Source organism: Antrihabitans spumae (genome assembly GCF_043944905.1).
Taxonomy (GTDB): Bacteria; Actinomycetota; Actinomycetes; order Mycobacteriales; family Mycobacteriaceae; genus Antrihabitans; species Antrihabitans spumae.
In genome coordinates, this window is the sequence record NZ_JBIMSN010000027.1 from 14,974 (window position 1) to 31,407 (window position 16,434).

18 protein-coding genes are annotated in these 16,434 nt (G+C 63.7%); 10 read left to right on the forward strand and 8 right to left on the reverse strand.

All coding sequences use genetic code 11. From position 1 onward, the window contains the following. The first annotated feature begins 20 nt into the window (after positions 1-20). A complete protein-coding gene (locus ACHIRB_RS07455) occupies positions 21-1,154 on the forward strand; it encodes a BTAD domain-containing putative transcriptional regulator (RefSeq protein WP_395126063.1) in 1,134 nt (377 codons plus the stop codon). Between the two features lie 21 nt (positions 1,155-1,175). Here ACHIRB_RS07455 and ACHIRB_RS07460 read toward each other — a convergent pair whose 3' ends face one another. Beyond that, on the reverse strand, positions 1,176-2,039 hold the full coding sequence (locus tag ACHIRB_RS07460) for an alpha/beta fold hydrolase (protein ID WP_395126062.1): 864 nt from the start codon (positions 2,037-2,039) through the stop codon (positions 1,176-1,178). A 167-nt stretch (positions 2,040-2,206) separates the two neighbouring features. Here ACHIRB_RS07460 and ACHIRB_RS07465 point away from each other — a divergent pair, with 167 nt between their 5' ends. Continuing rightward, positions 2,207-2,557: a DUF732 domain-containing protein gene (locus tag ACHIRB_RS07465; protein ID WP_395126061.1), complete on the forward strand. Its 351-nt coding sequence runs from the start codon at positions 2,207-2,209 to the stop codon at positions 2,555-2,557. 81 nt (positions 2,558-2,638) lie between these two features. Here the strand turns inward: ACHIRB_RS07465 and ACHIRB_RS07470 are convergent, their stop codons facing one another. Together ACHIRB_RS07470 and ACHIRB_RS07475 are read right to left on the reverse strand one after the other, a co-directional pair. Further along, complete coding sequence (locus ACHIRB_RS07470; RefSeq protein WP_395126060.1) at positions 2,639-3,313, reverse strand: uracil-DNA glycosylase; 675 nt, start codon at positions 3,311-3,313, stop codon at positions 2,639-2,641. A 33-nt stretch (positions 3,314-3,346) separates the two neighbouring features. Beyond that, positions 3,347-4,372 (reverse strand): thiamine-phosphate kinase, encoded by a 1,026-nt coding sequence (locus ACHIRB_RS07475; protein ID WP_395126059.1) that lies wholly within the window; start codon positions 4,370-4,372, stop codon positions 3,347-3,349. A 45-nt stretch (positions 4,373-4,417) separates the two neighbouring features. Between ACHIRB_RS07475 and ACHIRB_RS07480 the strand changes: the two genes are divergently transcribed. Then, the gene (locus ACHIRB_RS07480; protein WP_395126058.1) at positions 4,418-4,681 is read left to right on the forward strand and encodes an Lrp/AsnC ligand binding domain-containing protein; all 264 of its coding nucleotides are present in this window, start codon (positions 4,418-4,420) and stop codon (positions 4,679-4,681) included. After that, a complete protein-coding gene (locus tag ACHIRB_RS07485; RefSeq protein ID WP_395126057.1) occupies positions 4,678-5,307 on the forward strand; it encodes a DUF3515 domain-containing protein in 630 nt (209 codons plus the stop codon). The genes ACHIRB_RS07480 and ACHIRB_RS07485 overlap by 4 nt, the downstream gene beginning before the upstream one ends. Before the next feature lie 15 nt (positions 5,308-5,322). Here the strand turns inward: ACHIRB_RS07485 and ACHIRB_RS07490 are convergent, their stop codons facing one another. Continuing rightward, positions 5,323-6,456 (reverse strand): D-alanine--D-alanine ligase family protein, encoded by a 1,134-nt coding sequence (locus ACHIRB_RS07490; protein ID WP_395126056.1) that lies wholly within the window; start codon positions 6,454-6,456, stop codon positions 5,323-5,325. 27 nt (positions 6,457-6,483) lie between these two features. After that, complete coding sequence (locus ACHIRB_RS07495) at positions 6,484-7,482, reverse strand: NAD(P)H-dependent glycerol-3-phosphate dehydrogenase (protein ID WP_395126055.1); 999 nt, start codon at positions 7,480-7,482, stop codon at positions 6,484-6,486. A 109-nt stretch (positions 7,483-7,591) separates the two neighbouring features. Between ACHIRB_RS07495 and cofC the strand changes: the two genes are divergently transcribed. Genes cofC through ACHIRB_RS07510 form a run of 3 tightly spaced genes read left to right on the forward strand, consistent with a single transcriptional unit; the run spans position 7,592 to position 11,539 of the window. Further along, on the forward strand, positions 7,592-8,275 hold the full coding sequence (gene cofC / locus ACHIRB_RS07500; protein ID WP_395126054.1) for a 2-phospho-L-lactate guanylyltransferase: 684 nt from the start codon (positions 7,592-7,594) through the stop codon (positions 8,273-8,275). Positions 8,276-8,326: 51 nt separating this feature from the next. Continuing rightward, a complete protein-coding gene (locus ACHIRB_RS07505) occupies positions 8,327-10,570 on the forward strand; it encodes an RNA degradosome polyphosphate kinase (RefSeq protein ID WP_395126053.1) in 2,244 nt (747 codons plus the stop codon). A gap of 42 nt (positions 10,571-10,612) precedes the next feature. Continuing rightward, positions 10,613-11,539, forward strand: coding sequence for an NUDIX hydrolase (locus ACHIRB_RS07510; protein WP_395126052.1), 927 nt, complete (start codon positions 10,613-10,615; stop codon positions 11,537-11,539). A gap of 101 nt (positions 11,540-11,640) precedes the next feature. On the opposite strand, the gene ACHIRB_RS07515 is transcribed toward ACHIRB_RS07510, so the two are convergent. The 3 genes from ACHIRB_RS07515 to leuC form a co-directional block, all read right to left on the reverse strand. Continuing rightward, complete coding sequence (locus ACHIRB_RS07515; RefSeq protein ID WP_395126051.1) at positions 11,641-12,324, reverse strand: HU family DNA-binding protein; 684 nt, start codon at positions 12,322-12,324, stop codon at positions 11,641-11,643. A gap of 157 nt (positions 12,325-12,481) precedes the next feature. Continuing rightward, on the reverse strand, positions 12,482-13,090 hold the full coding sequence (gene leuD, locus ACHIRB_RS07520) for a 3-isopropylmalate dehydratase small subunit (RefSeq protein WP_199707651.1): 609 nt from the start codon (positions 13,088-13,090) through the stop codon (positions 12,482-12,484). Between the two features lie 29 nt (positions 13,091-13,119). Next, complete coding sequence (gene leuC / locus ACHIRB_RS07525) at positions 13,120-14,544, reverse strand: 3-isopropylmalate dehydratase large subunit (protein ID WP_395115360.1); 1,425 nt, start codon at positions 14,542-14,544, stop codon at positions 13,120-13,122. 134 nt (positions 14,545-14,678) lie between these two features. Between leuC and ACHIRB_RS07530 the strand changes: the two genes are divergently transcribed. The 3 genes from ACHIRB_RS07530 (at position 14,679) to ACHIRB_RS07540 (ending at position 16,169) form a co-directional block, all read left to right on the forward strand. Beyond that, on the forward strand, positions 14,679-15,380 hold the full coding sequence (locus tag ACHIRB_RS07530) for an IclR family transcriptional regulator (RefSeq protein WP_395126050.1): 702 nt from the start codon (positions 14,679-14,681) through the stop codon (positions 15,378-15,380). A 34-nt stretch (positions 15,381-15,414) separates the two neighbouring features. Further along, the gene (locus tag ACHIRB_RS07535; protein ID WP_395115361.1) at positions 15,415-15,921 is read left to right on the forward strand and encodes a pyridoxamine 5'-phosphate oxidase family protein; all 507 of its coding nucleotides are present in this window, start codon (positions 15,415-15,417) and stop codon (positions 15,919-15,921) included. Positions 15,922-15,983: 62 nt separating this feature from the next. Continuing rightward, positions 15,984-16,169 (forward strand): DUF5302 domain-containing protein, encoded by a 186-nt coding sequence (locus ACHIRB_RS07540; protein WP_395115362.1) that lies wholly within the window; start codon positions 15,984-15,986, stop codon positions 16,167-16,169. The last annotated feature ends 265 nt before the right edge of the window (positions 16,170-16,434 follow it).

Here is a 16,434-nt window from a genome sequence, read left to right on the forward strand (position 1 = left end):
GACCTGATTTGATATCTCCTATGACAGCGGAACCCGGCAACGACACCGCCGGACTCGGGTTCACCATTCTCGGCCCGATCGCGCTGACCATCGATGGCGAACCGCAGCCGATCGGCGGCGCGAAACCACGTGCGCTGCTTGCGAAACTGCTGATCAATCGCAATCAGGTCGTCTCGGCCGACGCACTCGCGGATGCCGCATGGGACGGCAATCCGCCACTCTCGTTCCGCAACCATCTGCAAGTGTCGATCGCGAAGCTGCGTAAGGCATTTCAGGTGCCGGGAATCGACCCGATGCGCGTACTGACCACCGCTCCCCCCGGGTACAAAATGGTTGTTGCCGATCACGAATGCGACGCGGGACGCTTCGACGCCTACAAGAGCGCAGGACAGACGCTCGCGGCTGCGGGACGTTTCGAAGAGGCAAGTACGCAGTTCACCTCGGCGCTCGAGCAATGGTCGGGCCCCGCCCTCGCCGATCTGCGGGGACACCGTTTCGCAGACGACTACGCCACCCCGCTCGAGGACGAGCGACTTGCGACGCAGATCGCCAGGGCCGAGGCCGAGATCGCTTGTGGTCGACCGACATTGGTGCTCTCCGAACTGTCCTCGCTCGCCGGGCTGCATCCGCTGCACGAACCGCTGTGGGGTCAGTGGATCATCGCGCTTTATCTTTCGAATCGACCGTCCGACGCCTTGGACGCGTGCAGGCGCCTACGGAAATCCCTCGACGACGAGTTGGCAGTCGACCCGAGTCCTGCCATTCAGGAACTCGAGTTGAAGATTCTGCGGCAGGAGCCGCTGACCGGTCGACCACAGGCCGCACCTGTCATGGCGACCACTGTCGTCAACAGCCGGCCGAAGACACCGCCCGCTCAACTGCGCGACCCGACTGGCCGAATAATTCCGATCGGACCTGGAACGCTGCGAGTCGGCCGCGCACCCGACAACCACGTCGTTATTGCCGACGATCAGGTCAGCCGCTATCACGCGGCGATCGTTCGCAGCACCGCCGGCATCGTGATCAGAGATCTCTTCTCGTCGAACGGCGTGTTCGTCGGTGCGCAGCAGGTTGTGGAGAGCGCCGTCCTGCGACACGGCGACGTGTTTCAAATCGGAAGCAGCGCATTCGTTTTCGAGTACTTGGAGCCCTAGCGGCGACTGATACCGACCGTGTCAGGAGGTAGCCCGAGATTGCGCCGAGGTCTCCGTCACGAAGTCGAACACCGCTGTTGTAAACGCGTCGTTGTCGTCTGCTGCCGCGGTGTGGGCCGCGGCCGAGAGTTCCACGAAACGCGCGTGCGGCACGAGATCCAGGAACGCTTGCACGCCTTCCTCGCTCACCACATCGGACAGCTTCCCGCGAATCAGCATCACCGGTATCCGCAGTTTCCGGGCGGCGTCCTCCAGATGTTGGACCTGCATCGCAAGATCGGGCGTCTCACCCTCGAACATCCCGGGGTCCCAATGCCAGTACCAGCGACCGTCGTCGGCGTGCCGAAGATTTCGTCGCAGGCCGTCCGTGTTGGTGGGTCGCTCGCGGTGCGGCAGGTAGGCAGCGACCGCGTCTGCGGCGTCGTCCAGGGACTCGAATCCTTCGTTGTGCGCGGTCAGAAAATCGAAAACCCGCGTGATTCCGACCAGTTCCGGCCGCGGGACGACGTCCACGAGAACGATTCCTGAAATGCGTTCTGCGCCAACCATCGTGGATGCGTGCAACGCCGTGAGTCCACCCATGCTCGCGCCGACGACGACGGCCGCGTGCGTACCGATCTGTTCGAGCACGTCCAGTAGATCCTGCGCCATCGTCGACCGGTCGTAGTCACGATCGGTCGACCAATCGCTTTCCCCGTGGCCACGCGCATCGAGGGCGAACACCCGGAAACCGTGCTCGCCGAGGCGTAGGCCGGTCGTCTTCCAGGAGTGTCTCGTCTGGCCGCCACCGTGCAGCATGATCACGACCGGTCCGTCGTCCGGACCCCAGCGGTCGGCGGCGAGCGCGATACCGCCCACTCCTCGAAACGACTGCGAAGTACTCATCGTTCGATGATGTCATACGGCGTATAGCGGCAATAGGTCGCGCCTGCGCAATTCCGGCCGATCAGCGGATTCAGCGCTCGTTCAGCGCCTGATAAGAGCTCTCAGCGAAAGTTCATCTCAACAACTTCCGAGACACCGGAAACCCACCACAGAAAAGGTCAACCGAAATGAACGCCAACCGCATCAAGTCCATCGTCCGCACCTCCTCCGTCGCAGCTTTCATCACGCTCGCCGCTCTCGGCACCGCCGGTGTTGCCAACGCGGCACCGAGCCTCACCGCCGACGACAGAGACTTCCTCGCACTGCTCGAAGGCGAGGGCATCGATATCGGATCCGACAGCAAGGCAATCAATCTCGGCCACCACATCTGCGAGTCGTTCGACGACGGCTACAGCTTCGAAACAGTTGCCCAGGAGGGCCGCGATCAGTCGGACCTCACCGACTACGAGATCGGCTACACCATCGGCGCAGCGGTCTACGCCTACTGCCCGAGCAACCTCGACGTCATCCCCGTCTGACGGTCACCCGCTGTCAACGCCGCTGCCGCGGACCGATTCTTCGGTCCGCGGCAGCGGCCGTTCTGTATGTGGGCGCTCAGTTCAGGGCAAGCGCCAATCGACGGGGTCGGCACCCAGTTCGTCGAGCAACTCGTTCGCCCGCGAAAACGGCCGGGAGCCGAAGAAGCCGCGGGACGCCGACAACGGCGACGGATGCGCGGACTCGATGCACGGAACATCGCCGAGCATCGGCACCAACGTCGACGCGTCCTTCCCCCACAGGATCGCAACCATCGGATCGGGACGTTCGACCAAGGCTCTGATCGCTTGCTCGGTCACCGCTTCCCAACCCTTGCCGCGATGTGAGGCAGGTTGGCCGGGGGCAACCGTGAGCACTCGGTTGAGCATCAGCACTCCCTGCGCCGACCATGGCGACAGATCACCGTTGGACGGCGGGCCGAAACCGAGGTCCTTGCAGTATTCGCTGTAGATGTTGGTCAGGCTGCGCGGCAACGGCCGGACGTCGGGGGCAACCGAGAAACTCAGTCCGACAGCGTGTCCTGGTGTCGGATAGGGATCCTGCCCGACGATCAGTACCCGCACCTCGTCGAACGGCTGGGTGAACGCGCGCAACACATTCGCACCGGCGGGCAGGTAGCCGCGACCCGCCGCGTTTTCCGCACGCAGAAATTCACCCATCTCGGTGATGCGGTCGGCGACTGGCGCGAGCGCGCGAACCCAACCGGCTTCGACGACCTCAGCAAGCGGCTTACCCATGGCTGCTACCTAGCCATGTGCCGAGGCGTCGCATCACCGCTGGAAGCTATCCCAACCGCCTGCGTTCGGTGCGCTCGCGCCGTCGACGGTCACCCCGTCGCCTTCCACGACAACCCCGATGACCGTCCACCCCTGCGGTACGTCGTCGCGACTCGGAAAGCTGGCGACGAGAGCGTGATCCTCTCCCCCGCCGAGCACCCACCCGAGCGCGTTCTCGCCGACAAGTTCTGCGGCCTGCACCAATTCCGCGTCGACGACGACATCCTTCGACCGAATGTCGATCCCAACGCCCGACGCTTGCGCAAGGGTGTTCAGGTCGGCGACGAGACCGTCGGATACGTCGGCCATGGCGGTCGCACCCGCAGCGGCGGCAATCGGCCCCTGCTCGTACGGCGGTGACGGGACGCAGTGTGCGGCAAGCACATCCGGCAGAGCATCGATTCCCGCTCCGAACAGCGCCAGGCCCGCCGCCGACCACCCGAGGCGTCCGGCCACCGCGACGACGTCACCGACCCGGCACCCCGACCGCAGCACCGGCGGCCCTCCCTCGAGATCGCCGAGCGCGGTGACGGATATCACCACCTGCTCGGATTGGACGAGATCGCCGCCGACGATCGAGCCACCGGATACCGCCACCTCGAGCCACAGTCCGTCGGTGAGTCCATCGGTCACGGCGATCGGCGTAGCCGGCGGGCACCCGAGCGACACCAGATATGCGGTCGGTCGGGCGCCCATAGCCGCCACATCCGCGCCGCTCTGGGCGATCGCCTTGCGACCGACCTGCTCCGGGGTCGACCAATCGAGGCGAAAGTGCCTGCCCTGCACCAACATATCGGTGGTAGCAACGACCCGGCCGTCGGCAACGGCGACAAGCGCCGCGTCGTCGCCCGGCCCGACGATCGTGGTTTCCGCTTGCACGCGACCGCGGGTCGCTCGATCGATGACGGCGAACTCACCGATCTCCGACACCGTCGGCGACGTCTCCGACACCGTCGGCGACGTCGAATCGACGTCCGATCCGTCGGGCTCGGGCCGTTCGGCGGGGGTACTCGCAACCATCGAGCATCCTTCGGTCGGGGCGGACCGCTGCGGTAAGTTGCAGCAGTGGTCGAGGCATTCATTCTTGTACAAACCGAGGTCGGCAAGGCGACGCCGGTCGCGACACTAGTCGCGGCGGTCGCTGGAATCACGTCGGCCGAAGCAGTCGTAGGACCCTACGACGTGATCGTCCGCGCGGCCGCCGAGTCGGCCCCGACACTTTCCGCGATCGTGCGCGAAGTGCAGCAGATCGCGGGCATCACACGAACGCTCACCTGCGAGGTGGCCGGCGCGACAGCACGAAACGGCGCCGAGCAGGCCGGGAGATGACGCCGAAGACCTCGGGTTCGACGAACGACGAACCAGCCGAGCCCGCCGACACGGCGTCCGCACCGGAACGACGCTCACCGGCATTGATCGCCGCAGCAGTCGCGCTGCCGGTCGCACTTGTCGTCGGTGTGATTGTCGCTGCTGTGCTGGCGAACCGTAACCCGGTGAAAGTTCCGGTAGCGCTGGCTCCGGTGCCGGCTCCCGCTGCGTCGAGTCCTGAGTGCGCCGCCCTGTTGGCAGCACTGCCGAACTCACTCGGTGATTTCACCGACGCCGAACTCGCACAGCCTGCGCCGACCGCGACGAAGGCATGGCAGCGGGACGACGGCTCGGATCCGATCGTGCTGCGCTGCGGGCTCGATCGACCGGACACGTTCAATTCGGCGTCGGTGCTGCAGGGCATCAAGGTGAGCAGCAGCGCTCCGGACGACGAAGTGCAGTGGTTCCAGGTGTCGGGCGCCGATCAGTCGATAGCGGCGAGCACGTGGTTCGTCGTCGACCGCGGCATCTACGTCGCCATGACGACACCCGACGGCGCGGGCCCGACCCCGATTCAAAGTGTCACCGACGTCGTCGCAAAAACAATGCCCCGCAGGGACGTAGATCCGGCGCCGCTGCCGAACTGACCGTTTCGCGCAGGGTCAGCGCAGGCCCGTGCCTCGCGCAAGCGCGGTGTCGATGAGGGTGGAAACCAACGTCGTGTAGTCGATACCTGCCGCATCCCACATACGCGGATACATCGAGATGGACGTGAAGCCGGGCATCGTGTTGATCTCGTTGATCACGGGGCCGTCGGGCGTGACGAAGAAGTCGACGCGAGCCAGACCCTGGCAGTCCAACGCGACGAAGGCTTCGACGGCGAGCGCGCGGATCCGGTCGCTGACACCCTCGTCGAGGATTGCGGGAACGTCGAATTCACAGACGTCGTCGAGGTATTTGGTGTCGAAGTCGTAGAACGCGCCGCCGTCGCCGGAGGTGTCCGGCATCCGGATTTCGGCGACGACACTCGCTTCGATCCGACCGTCCGGAAATTCGAGTACGCCGCATTCGACCTCGCGACCGACAACCGCCGCTTCGACGATCACCTTCGGATCGTGTTTGCGCGCGTCGGCAACGGCGGTCTCGAGATCCTCCCAGCGCGTCACCCGCGAGATCCCGATCGACGAACCGCCACGCGCGGGCTTCACGAAGACCGGCAGGCCGAGTTCGTCGCGCTGCTCGGAGGTCAAAGTCGCCGTTCCGGGACGCAGGACGACCTGATGCCCGATCGGCAGGCCCTCCGCGGCGAGCAGTTTCTTCGTGAATTCTTTGTCCATGCCGGCGGCGCTCGCCAGCACCCCCGGACCGACATACGGAATATCGGCAAGCTCGAGCAGACCCTGGATCGTGCCGTCCTCGCCGTAGGCGCCGTGCAGCACTGGAAAGACGACGTCGACGGAGGCGAGTACCGCGCCCGCTTCGCCTTTACCGACCGCAACGAGGGCACCGTGCCTGGTTGGATCCGCCGTGAGGGCCAATGCCGATCCGGAGCCGTCGACCGTGGGCAGCATGCGGTCCTTGATCGTCAACGCATGGGGATCCGAGGCACCGAGCACCCAGGTACCTTCCGGCGTAATCCCGATCGGTACCGCCTCGAAGCGCTCCGGATCGAGATTCCGGAGGACGCTGCCTGCAGAAACGCAGGACACCGAGTGTTCGTTGCTGCGGCCACCGAAAAGCACGGCGACCTTGATCCGGTTAGTCACGACCCAAACCGTACCGTCGAGGGCCTGCATCGCACGAACGGTGGCTCGGGTGCACGATCACTCGGGCTTGGTCTGCCTGCCGAGCAACTTTCCGACAGCTTCCTGCACCGACATGCCTTCGTGGCAGACACGGTGGACCGAATCGGTGAGTGGCATCTCCACGTCGTAGCTGTCGGCAAGCGAGCGCACCGAGGTGCAGGATTTGACTCCCTCCGCGACCTGGCCGTGTGCTGCTTCCTGCGCGCGCTCCATCGACCCGCCCTCCCCGAGCACGTGACCGAACGACCGATTCCGCGACAGCGGCGAGGAGCAGGTCGCAACGAGGTCGCCGACACCGGCCAACCCGGCAAGGGTGGCGGGCTTTGCGCCGAGCGCGACACCGAGCCGGATCATCTCCGCGAGGCCGCGGGTGATGATGCTGGCAATCGTGTTCTCCCCGAGGCCGATTCCCGATGCCATCCCGCAGGCGAGGGCGATGACGTTCTTACAGGCACCGCCGATCTCGCAGCCGATCACATCGGAATTGGTGTAAGGCCTGAAATAACCTGTTGCACAGGACTTCTGAACGTCGATTGCACGCGCGGAATCCGAGCAGGCGATCACGGTCGCTGCGGGCTGACGAGCGGCGATCTCACGCGCGAGGTTCGGACCGGACAGCACAGCGATCCGGCTCGGGTCCGCGCCGGTCACCTGTGTGATCACCTGACTCATCCGAAGCAGCGATCCGCTTTCGATACCCTTCGCCAGGCTCAGCAGCGTCGCATTCTTGCCGATCGAATCGCTCCAGCCTTCGAGGTTGGCGCGCAGACTCTGCGACGGGACCGCAAGGACGACGATGTCGGCGCCGTCGAGTGCCGCGACATGATCGGAGGTCGCGGCGAGGGAATCCGGCAGCTGCGTGCCCGGAAGATAAAAAGGGTTTTCGTGCGTGTGTGCAATCGCGTCCGCGACCTCGGCACGCCGAGCCCACATCGTGACGTCGGTCCCCGCCTCCGCAAGGACTTTCGCGAACGCGGTACCCCAAGAACCCGAACCCAGCACCGCTGCTTTGGTCATGCCTGCTCGCTCCAATGTCAGATGTGATTCGCGACAACCGCCAACATTATCGCGTGCTCCCGCATCCGCGATGGACCTCGGAAATATGGTTCCTGGCAGGATTGCAGGCATGAGCCAGGTCCACGCCCTGATCGCCGTCAAAGACTTGGCGCGCGCGAAGAGCAGGCTTGCACCTCGGTTCGCACAGGGAGACCGGGAACGACTCGTCCTCGCCATGCTGACCGACACCGTCACGGCGGCCCGTTCGGTGCCCCGCGTCGCATCGGTGACCGTCGTGACACCCGATCCGGTCGTCGCCGACACTGCGCTGACAGCGGGTGCCGAGGTCTACCCCGAACCCGCTTTGCGGCTGCCCTACGCGGACATCGAGCGTTTGAACGAGGCGCTCACGCACGCCGCAGAGCACGTCCGTCTCCGCCACGGTGGCGTCGACCTCCTGGCATTGCAAGCAGATCTGCCAGCGTTGCAGGGTCGCGAACTCGCCGCCGCGATCGGTGCCGCACCGCGAGGACGTCGCTCCTATGTCGTTGATCACCGCGGCACCGGAACCTCGGCTCTGCTTCTCCGTGACCCGGTCGGCCAACTCGCGCCGAGGTTCGGTCGCGAATCCGCCATGCGCCACCGGGAGACCGGCGCGGTCGCTCTCCCCGGCGAATGGCCTGGGCTGCGGCTCGACGTCGACACCGCAGACGATCTCGAACTCGCCGTCGCACTCGGCGTCGGCGCGGCGACGAGTGGCGTGCTCGACGAAATCGGCTGGGTTCGAGCGTGCGCGGGTGAAAGTTCATGTTGAAATAGCGGCGACAGCGTGTGAGTCGGTCGCTCTGTGAGGGATGATCGAAGAGTGAGCAACCCCGAGACGATCGGCAAGCAGACCGCAGATGGCCGAGCGGCAACAAAAGCAACTGGACACAACGGTGACGAGGCCAAGGGCAAAGTCGAGCGCACTGCCGGCGCCCCGGGCAAACCAGGGGTACCGACCGCACCACCCGCGGCAACACCGGATGTGATCGACGCGACGCTGGAGGGTCTTCCCGAAGATCGCTATCTCAACCGCGAATTGAGCTGGCTCGACTTCAACTCCCGGGTGCTCGCCCTCGCCGAAGACACGTCGCTTCCGCTCCTCGAACGTGCCAAGTTCCTCGCAATCTTCGCGTCCAATCTCGACGAGTTCTACATGGTTCGCGTCGCCGGTCTCAAACGTCGAGACGAGACGGGGCTCTCGGTTCGCTCGGCCGACGGTCTGTCGCCGCGAGCACAATTGGCCATCATTGCCAGTCGAACCCAGGAGATCGCCGACCGCCACGCTCGGGTGTTCCTCGACTCGGTGCTACCCGAGCTGACCGCGGAGGGCATCGAGATCATCGGCTGGGCGGACCTGAACACCCAAGAGCAAGAGCGCTTGTCGGCACATTTCCACGAGCAGGTGTTTCCTGTTCTGACCCCGCTTGCCGTCGATCCCGCACACCCGTTCCCCTACATCAGCGGCCTCAGTCTCAACCTGGCGATCACCGTGAAGGACTCGACGACCGGCGGTGAACACTTCGCAAGGGTGAAGGTGCCCGACAACGTCGACCGTTTCGTCAGGGTCCGTCGCGAGGACCCGCCGTCGCCGATCGCGGCATTCCTGCCGACCGAGGCGCTCATTTCCGCGCACCTGCAGGTGTTGTTCCCTGGCATGGAAGTTGTTGAACACCATGCTTTCCGGATTACCCGCAACGCCGACTTCGAGGTCGAGGAAGACCGCGACGAAGATCTGCTGCAAGCGCTCGAACGGGAACTGGCGCGGCGGCGCTTCGGGTCACCCGTTCGGCTCGAGGTCGCCGACGACATGACCGAGCACATGATGGAGTTGCTGCTTCGTGAGCTCGACGTCGATCCCGGTGATGTAATCCAAGTCCCTGGGCTGCTTGACCTTTCGTGCCTTTGGCAGGTGTACGGCGTCGATCGCGCGGCACTGAAGGACAAGCCGTTCGTGCCCGCGACGCACCCTGCTTTCGGTGAGCGAGAGACTCCGAAGAGTGTGTTCGCCACCCTCCGCGAGGGTGACGTTCTCGTCCATCATCCGTACGACTCCTTCTCGACGAGCGTGCAGCGCTTCATCGAACAGGCTGCCGCCGACCCGCAGGTGCTTGCGATCAAGCAGACGCTCTACCGGACCTCCGGCGACTCTCCTATCGTCAACGCTCTGATCGATGCTGCGGAGGCCGGCAAGCAGGTCGTTGCGCTCGTCGAGATCAAGGCGCGGTTCGACGAGCAGGCCAACATCAAGTGGGCGCGACAGCTGGAGCAGGCAGGCGTCCACGTCGTGTACGGACTCGTCGGCCTCAAGACCCATTGCAAGACTTGCCTTGTCGTCCGTCGCGAAGGGTCCACGATTCGGCGGTACTGCCATATCGGCACCGGCAACTACAACCCGAAGACCGCGCGACTCTACGAGGACGTCGGACTGTTCAGCGCGTCACCGGAACTCGGCGCCGACCTCACCGATCTTTTCAACTCGCTCACCGGTTACTCACGCAAAGAGGATTACCGCAACCTGCTCGTCGCACCGTACGGCGTCCGACGCGGAATCATCGAGCGGATCGACGCGGAGATCGAACACAAGCGGGCCGGGCGCGACGCTCGGATCAGGTTGAAGGCCAACGCACTTGTCGACGAACAGGTCATCGATGCGCTCTACCGCGCGTCGCAGGCCGGTGTTCAGGTACAGGTAGTGGTTCGCGGTATCTGCGCGCTCAAGCCGGGTGTGCCCGGGCTGAGCGAGCAGATCGAGGTCCGCTCGATCCTCGGGCGATTCCTCGAGCATTCGCGAATTCTGCATTTCCAGGGCTCCGACGAATTCTGGATCGGGAGTGCCGACATGATGCACCGCAACCTCGATCGACGCGTCGAAGTGATGGTGCAGGTGAAGGATCCGCGCCAATCCACACAACTCGGTGCGATATTCGATTCGGCGACGGATCCGACGACTCGATGCTGGCTGTTGCAGGCAGACGGAAGTTGGGTGGCGGCGCCAGCCGAAGGTGAGAAGGTCCGTGAACACCAGGAAGAAATGATGCGGCAACGACGCTCGACAGCCTCGTAACTCTGTCGTGCATGATCCGTGCAAGGGCCTGGGAGGAACCCTGTGAGTTCGACTCACGACCCGATCAAAGCGAATATCTTTGCGGCAGGAGCGGTTCTGTGGCGTCGGTCGGAGGCCGATCCTGCCGATATCGAGGTCGCGCTGATACACCGACCACGTTACGACGATTGGTCGTTTCCGAAAGGGAAGATCGAACCCGGCGAAACGTCGATCGTCGCGGCCGTGCGTGAGGTTGCCGAAGAAACAGGCGTCAACGTGCGGTTGGGCCGACACCTCGATCGCATCACCTATCCGGTGCCCGGCCATCGGAAGCTCAAAAGGGTCGATTACTGGGCAGCCGAAGGCATCGACGGGCAGTTCGTCGCCAACGACGAAGTCGACGAAGTGAAGTGGCTGCCCGTTTCCGACGCTGCGCGCGCTGTGTCGTATCCGATGGATCGTCGTGTCCTGCGTAGCTTTTCGCGGAAGCCTGCGGACACGTCGACGGTGCTTATCGTTCGTCATGCTCGCGCGGGGCGTAGCGCACGGTACAAGGGCGACGATCGCCTGCGACCCCTCGACAAGGTCGGCCGAACGCAAGCAGACGCACTGGCGCCACAATTGCTCGCATTCGGTGCCACACACCTACATTCCGCCGACAGAGTGCGCTGCACTCAGACGGTGCAGCCTCTTGCCGACCTCATCGGTGCAGAAATCCGCCTCGAACCCGGACTGTCCGAGGAGGGTTATGCAGACGACCGCGAGAATGGTCGCAATCGCGCCCGCCGAATTGCAGACAAAGGTGGGGTCCGCGTTATTTGCAGTCAAGGCAAGGTAATTCCGGATTTACTTCGCTGGTGGGCGGATCGAGACGGAATCAAGTTGCCGCCCGCCCGAAACCGCAAAGGCAGTATGTGGGTGTTGTCGCTGTCGGATGGACGACTTGTCGCCGCCTATCACATCGACAGCCCGCTCCCCACCGACAGCTAGGGATCGACTACTTCCCTCCCCCGTTGGCCTGATGCGCGACGAAAACGCCCCCTGGTTGGACCAGGGGGCGTTTTCGAGGCTGTAAGCGTGGGCGGGTGACGCTAGGCCTTCTTGGTTGCGCGCTTTGCCGGTGCCTTCTTGGCTGGCGTGGCTTTCTTTGCCGCGGTCTTTGCGGGCGCCTTCGCAGCGGTGGTCTTCTTTGCCGCTGTTGTCTTTGCTGCGGTCTTCGCAGGAGCCTTTGCGGGCGCCTTCGTCGCAGTTGTCTTGCGTGCCGGAGCCTTTGCAGCGGTGGTCTTCTTTGCAGCAGTTGTCTTTGCTGCGGTCTTGGCAGGCGCCTTTGCTGCGACGGTCTTGGCAGCAGCGCGAGTTGTCGTCTTCGCGGGTGCCTTCTTCGCAGGAGTTGCCTTCTTGGCAGCGGTCTTGGTTGCTGCCTTCTTGGCTGCACCACGCGTTGCCGGTGCTGCTGCGGCACCACGCTTGACGGCCGGGCCGGCCGAAGGCAGTTTCTGCTTCCCCGCAATAACTGCCTTGAATTGTGCGCCGGGACGGAATGCAGGAACCGAAGTCGGCTTGACCTTTACGGTTTCGCCGGTTCGCGGATTACGTGCAACACGCGCCGCACGCTTGCGCTGTTCGAAGACGCCGAATCCAGTGATCGTCACACTCTGACCCTTGTGCACCGCGCGCACAATAATGTCGACGACGTTCTCCACTGCCTCCGTTGCCGTCCGCCGATCCGCCCCAAGCTTCTCGGTCAGAACATCGATGAGCTCCGCCTTGTTCATTGAAATTCCTCCGCAAACTAATGGCCCATCTTTGGACCGACTAGTAACAAGGTAAACCGGAAAACGCCAAGAGTCTATGTGCCAGGCGAATTTTCATGCGATTCGAAGGAAATTCGCATGGCGGGGCAAGCATTCCGAAGAGGCTCGGAACCGATGATTAGTCCGACGAAACGTGCGCCGGAAGTGTCGTCGGTTTCCATGAAGGCCTTGCCTTTTCGAACTGCGAAATGGCGTCTACCTGGCGAAACGTCAGTCCGATGTCGTCGAGTCCTTCGAGCAGACGCCACCGCGTGTAGTCGTCAATGTCGAAGCGCAGCACCGTTGTTCCGGCCGTGACGGTCCGGTTTCGAAGATCGACAATTAATTCCAGCCCGGGCTGGCTTTCGAGCAGTTTCCACAGCAGTTCGACGTCCGGCTGTGCGACACGAGCCGCCAGCAGACCGGCCTTGCCGGCGTTTCCGCGGAAGATATCGGCGAACCTCGAGGCGATCACAACGCGGAATCCGAAGTCCGAGAGAGCCCAAACGGCATGCTCCCGTGACGATCCCGTTCCGAAGTCCGGACCCGCGACCAACACGCTGCCCTTGTCGTACGGCGGGATGTTCAGAACGAACTCCGGATCGTTGCGCCACGCTGCGAACAGCCCGTCCTCGAAACCTGTACGGGTGACTCGTTTTAGGTACACGGCGGGGATGATTTGGTCGGTGTCGACGTTCGACCGGCGCATCGGCACACCAATTCCCTTATGCAAGGTAAAGGATTCCATCGGTTTACTCCTTGGCTTGTCTGGGTAGGTCAGTCGAGATCGGCAGGGGAAGAGAGGGTTCCGCGTACCGCAGTCGCCGCCGCGACGAGAGGCGATACCAGGTGCGTTCGACCACCCTTGCCTTGGCGACCTTCGAAATTGCGATTCGACGTCGACGCGGAGCGTTCGCCGGGAGCGAGCTGATCCGGGTTCATACCGAGGCACATCGAGCATCCGGCCTGACGCCATTCGGCTCCCGCAGCGGTGAATACCGCTCCAAGGCCTTCGTTCTCGGCCTGTGCGCGGACCCGCATCGAGCCGGGGACGACCAGCATTCGTACACCGGGAGCGACGTGCCGATCCTTCAGAACGCTCGCGACCGCGCGGAGATCTTCGATGCGACCGTTCGTGCACGACCCCACGAATACCGTGTCGACGGCGATCTGTCGCAACGGCATTCCCGGCTGCAAGTCCATGTACCGCAGCGCTTTCTCGGCGGCCGCGCGCTCGCTCTCGTCGAGGATCTGCTCCGGGTCCGGTACCGAATCACCAAGCGGAGCACCCTGTCCGGGATTGGTACCCCAGGTAACGAACGGCGTGAGTTCGTTCGCGTCGAGGTGTACCTCCTCGTCGAAAACGGCGTCGGGGTCCGACTTCAGATCCTCCCAAGCAGCAACTGCCACATCCCATTCCGCGCCGACCGGAGCGTGCGGTCGGCCCTTCAGGAATTCGTACGTCGTCTCGTCCGGTGCGATCATTCCTGCGCGCGCACCCGCCTCGATCGACATATTGCAGATTGTCATTCGTGCTTCCATGGACATTTTGCGGATAGCTTCTCCTCGATATTCGAGGACGTATCCCTGCCCACCTCCGGTGCCTATCTTCGCAATTACGGCAAGAATGAGGTCCTTGCTCGTCACGCCCGGCCGCAGTTCACCGTCGATCGTGATTGCCATTGTCTTGAACGGCTGCAACGACAAAGTCTGAGTTGCGAGCACGTGCTCGACCTCGCTCGTGCCGATTCCCATTGCGAGCGCGCCGAAGGCGCCGTGGGTAGAGGTATGGCTGTCGCCGCAGACAACCGTCGTACCCGGCTGCGTCAAACCGAGTTGTGGTCCGACCACATGCACGATGCCCTGATCGAGATCACCCATCGGGTGCAACCGAATTCCGAACTCCTCGCAATTTCGGCGCAACGTTTCGACCTGCGTGCGCGAAACGGGATCGGCGATGGGCTTGTCGATGTCGACGGTCGGGACATTGTGGTCCTCGGTCGCGATCGTGAGGTCCGGCCTGCGAACCGGACGACCGGCCAGCCGTAGTCCGTCGAATGCCTGCGGGCTGGTCACCTCGTGTACGAGATGCAGATCGATGTAGATGAGATCTGGTTCGCGCGCCTCGCCGGTGCCGTCGCCGCGCACGACTACGTGCTGCTCCCAAACCTTTTCCGCCATCGTGCGGGGGGTGTTCGTCATTTTCTCCACCTTCGCGGCCTGCTCGAAGCCCGATCGGGACTGTTATCGATCACTTGTCGAGTATCGCGTCGTTGCTCGCTGCACTCGTTGCAGTTACTTGACGATCTCAGCATGCGAGACGCTAGTATCGTTCTATGAGACAGCATAGCGGCATCGGAGTGCTCGACAAAGCCATGACCGTGCTGCGCGCTGTGGCGGAGAAACCGTTGAATCTCGGCGAACTGTGCGAGCAGACGGGACTACCGCGCGCAACGGCGCATCGGCTCGCGGTCGGCCTCGAGGTGCACCGACTGTTGACGCGCGACGCCGACGGATCGTGGCGCCCGGGCCCGGCGCTCTCCGAACTCGCAGCGAGCGCGAACGACACCCTCGTCGAAGCCGCTGGCAGCGTGCTCCCCAGGCTTCGCGAAATCACCGGCGAGAGTGTGCAGTTGTACCGTCGCGACGGCTCGGTTCGGGTCTGCGTCGCATCGGTGGAGCCGCCGACGGGCCTGCGCGACACCGTGCTGGTAGGTGCCCGACTGCCGATGACGGCGGGATCCGGCGCCAAAGTTCTTCTCGCATGGGCAGACTCGGCGACACAGCGGACCCTCGTTCCGGACGCGTCGTTCAGTGACCGCACGTTGCTCGAGGTGCGCAGACGCGGTTGGGCGCAGAGCGCGGGCGAACGTGAGCCCGGCGTCGCGAGCGTTTCGGCCCCGGTACGAGATTCCAGCGGCAATGTCGTAGCCGCCGTTTCGGTTTCGGGACCCATCGACCGGATGGGCCGCCGGCCCGGCGCGCGGTGGGCAGCAGACCTGCTCGCGGCGGCAGACGCACTGCACAAGCGCCTGTAGGGTCGCGATCGGGACGCAACGAAGGGAGCCGATCGTGGGAGTCAATCAGCGCGGGCAGATCGCAATGACCGACGAGGAGATCACGACCTTCCTCGCACGCAGTCGCATCGTCACGATGGCAACCAACGGACCGAGCGGCCAGCCCCACCTCGTCGCGATGTGGTACGCGGTGCTCGACGGCGAAATCTGGTTCGAGACAAAGGCGAAGTCTCAGAAGGTACTGAACCTTCGACGCGACGATCGCATCACCGCGATGGTCGAAGACGGCCAGACCTACGATTCCCTACGCGGGGTATCGATCGAAGGTACAGCCGAGATCGTCGACGATTACGACACGCTCTTTCGGGTGGTCGTCGATATCTGGGAGCGCTACACGGGTCCGTACACCGACGACGTCCTGCCGCTCGTCGAGGCAGTTATGAACAAGCGCGTCGCTGTACGGGTTCGGCCCCAACGAGTCCGGTCGTGGGACCACCGCAAGCTCGGCCTGCCGGAAATGCCCATCGGGGGCACGACGGCGCAATATCTCGATCCGAAATAGGCGTGACTCGAATGTCGGGTAGCGATACGTTGACGACAGTCGATCCAAACGAAGGGGCGAACATGACCGAACCAGCCGATACAGGCTCGCACAGCAACGACGACGTCAAGAAGAAGTTCAAGGAAGCCCTCGAACGCAAGAACCACAAGAACACCGTCGCCTCCGAGCACAAGGACGGTCGCTCGAAAGTTCATGGCGTCCACGGCGCCGCGGACCACAAGCGCGACTTCCGACGCAAGAGCGGATAGCGGTTCACTCGATAAAGACCCTCCCACGTGATTGTGGGAGGGTCTCTTGCTGTCGTTGACATCGGTTTGCAGGTGGTCGATGCGCGCACCGCGGCCACCTATCGCGACTTCGCGCGCCAATTCCGGACCTCACATGCCTGATCAGGCATGTGAGGTCGGTAAGTCATTGGCGACGTTGCGATCCGAGGGTCCCCTACCTGCTCTGTCGTCTGCCATGAGCATGGGACCACTGTGAGCTGATTTCTGCCAGGTGCATGGGACCACC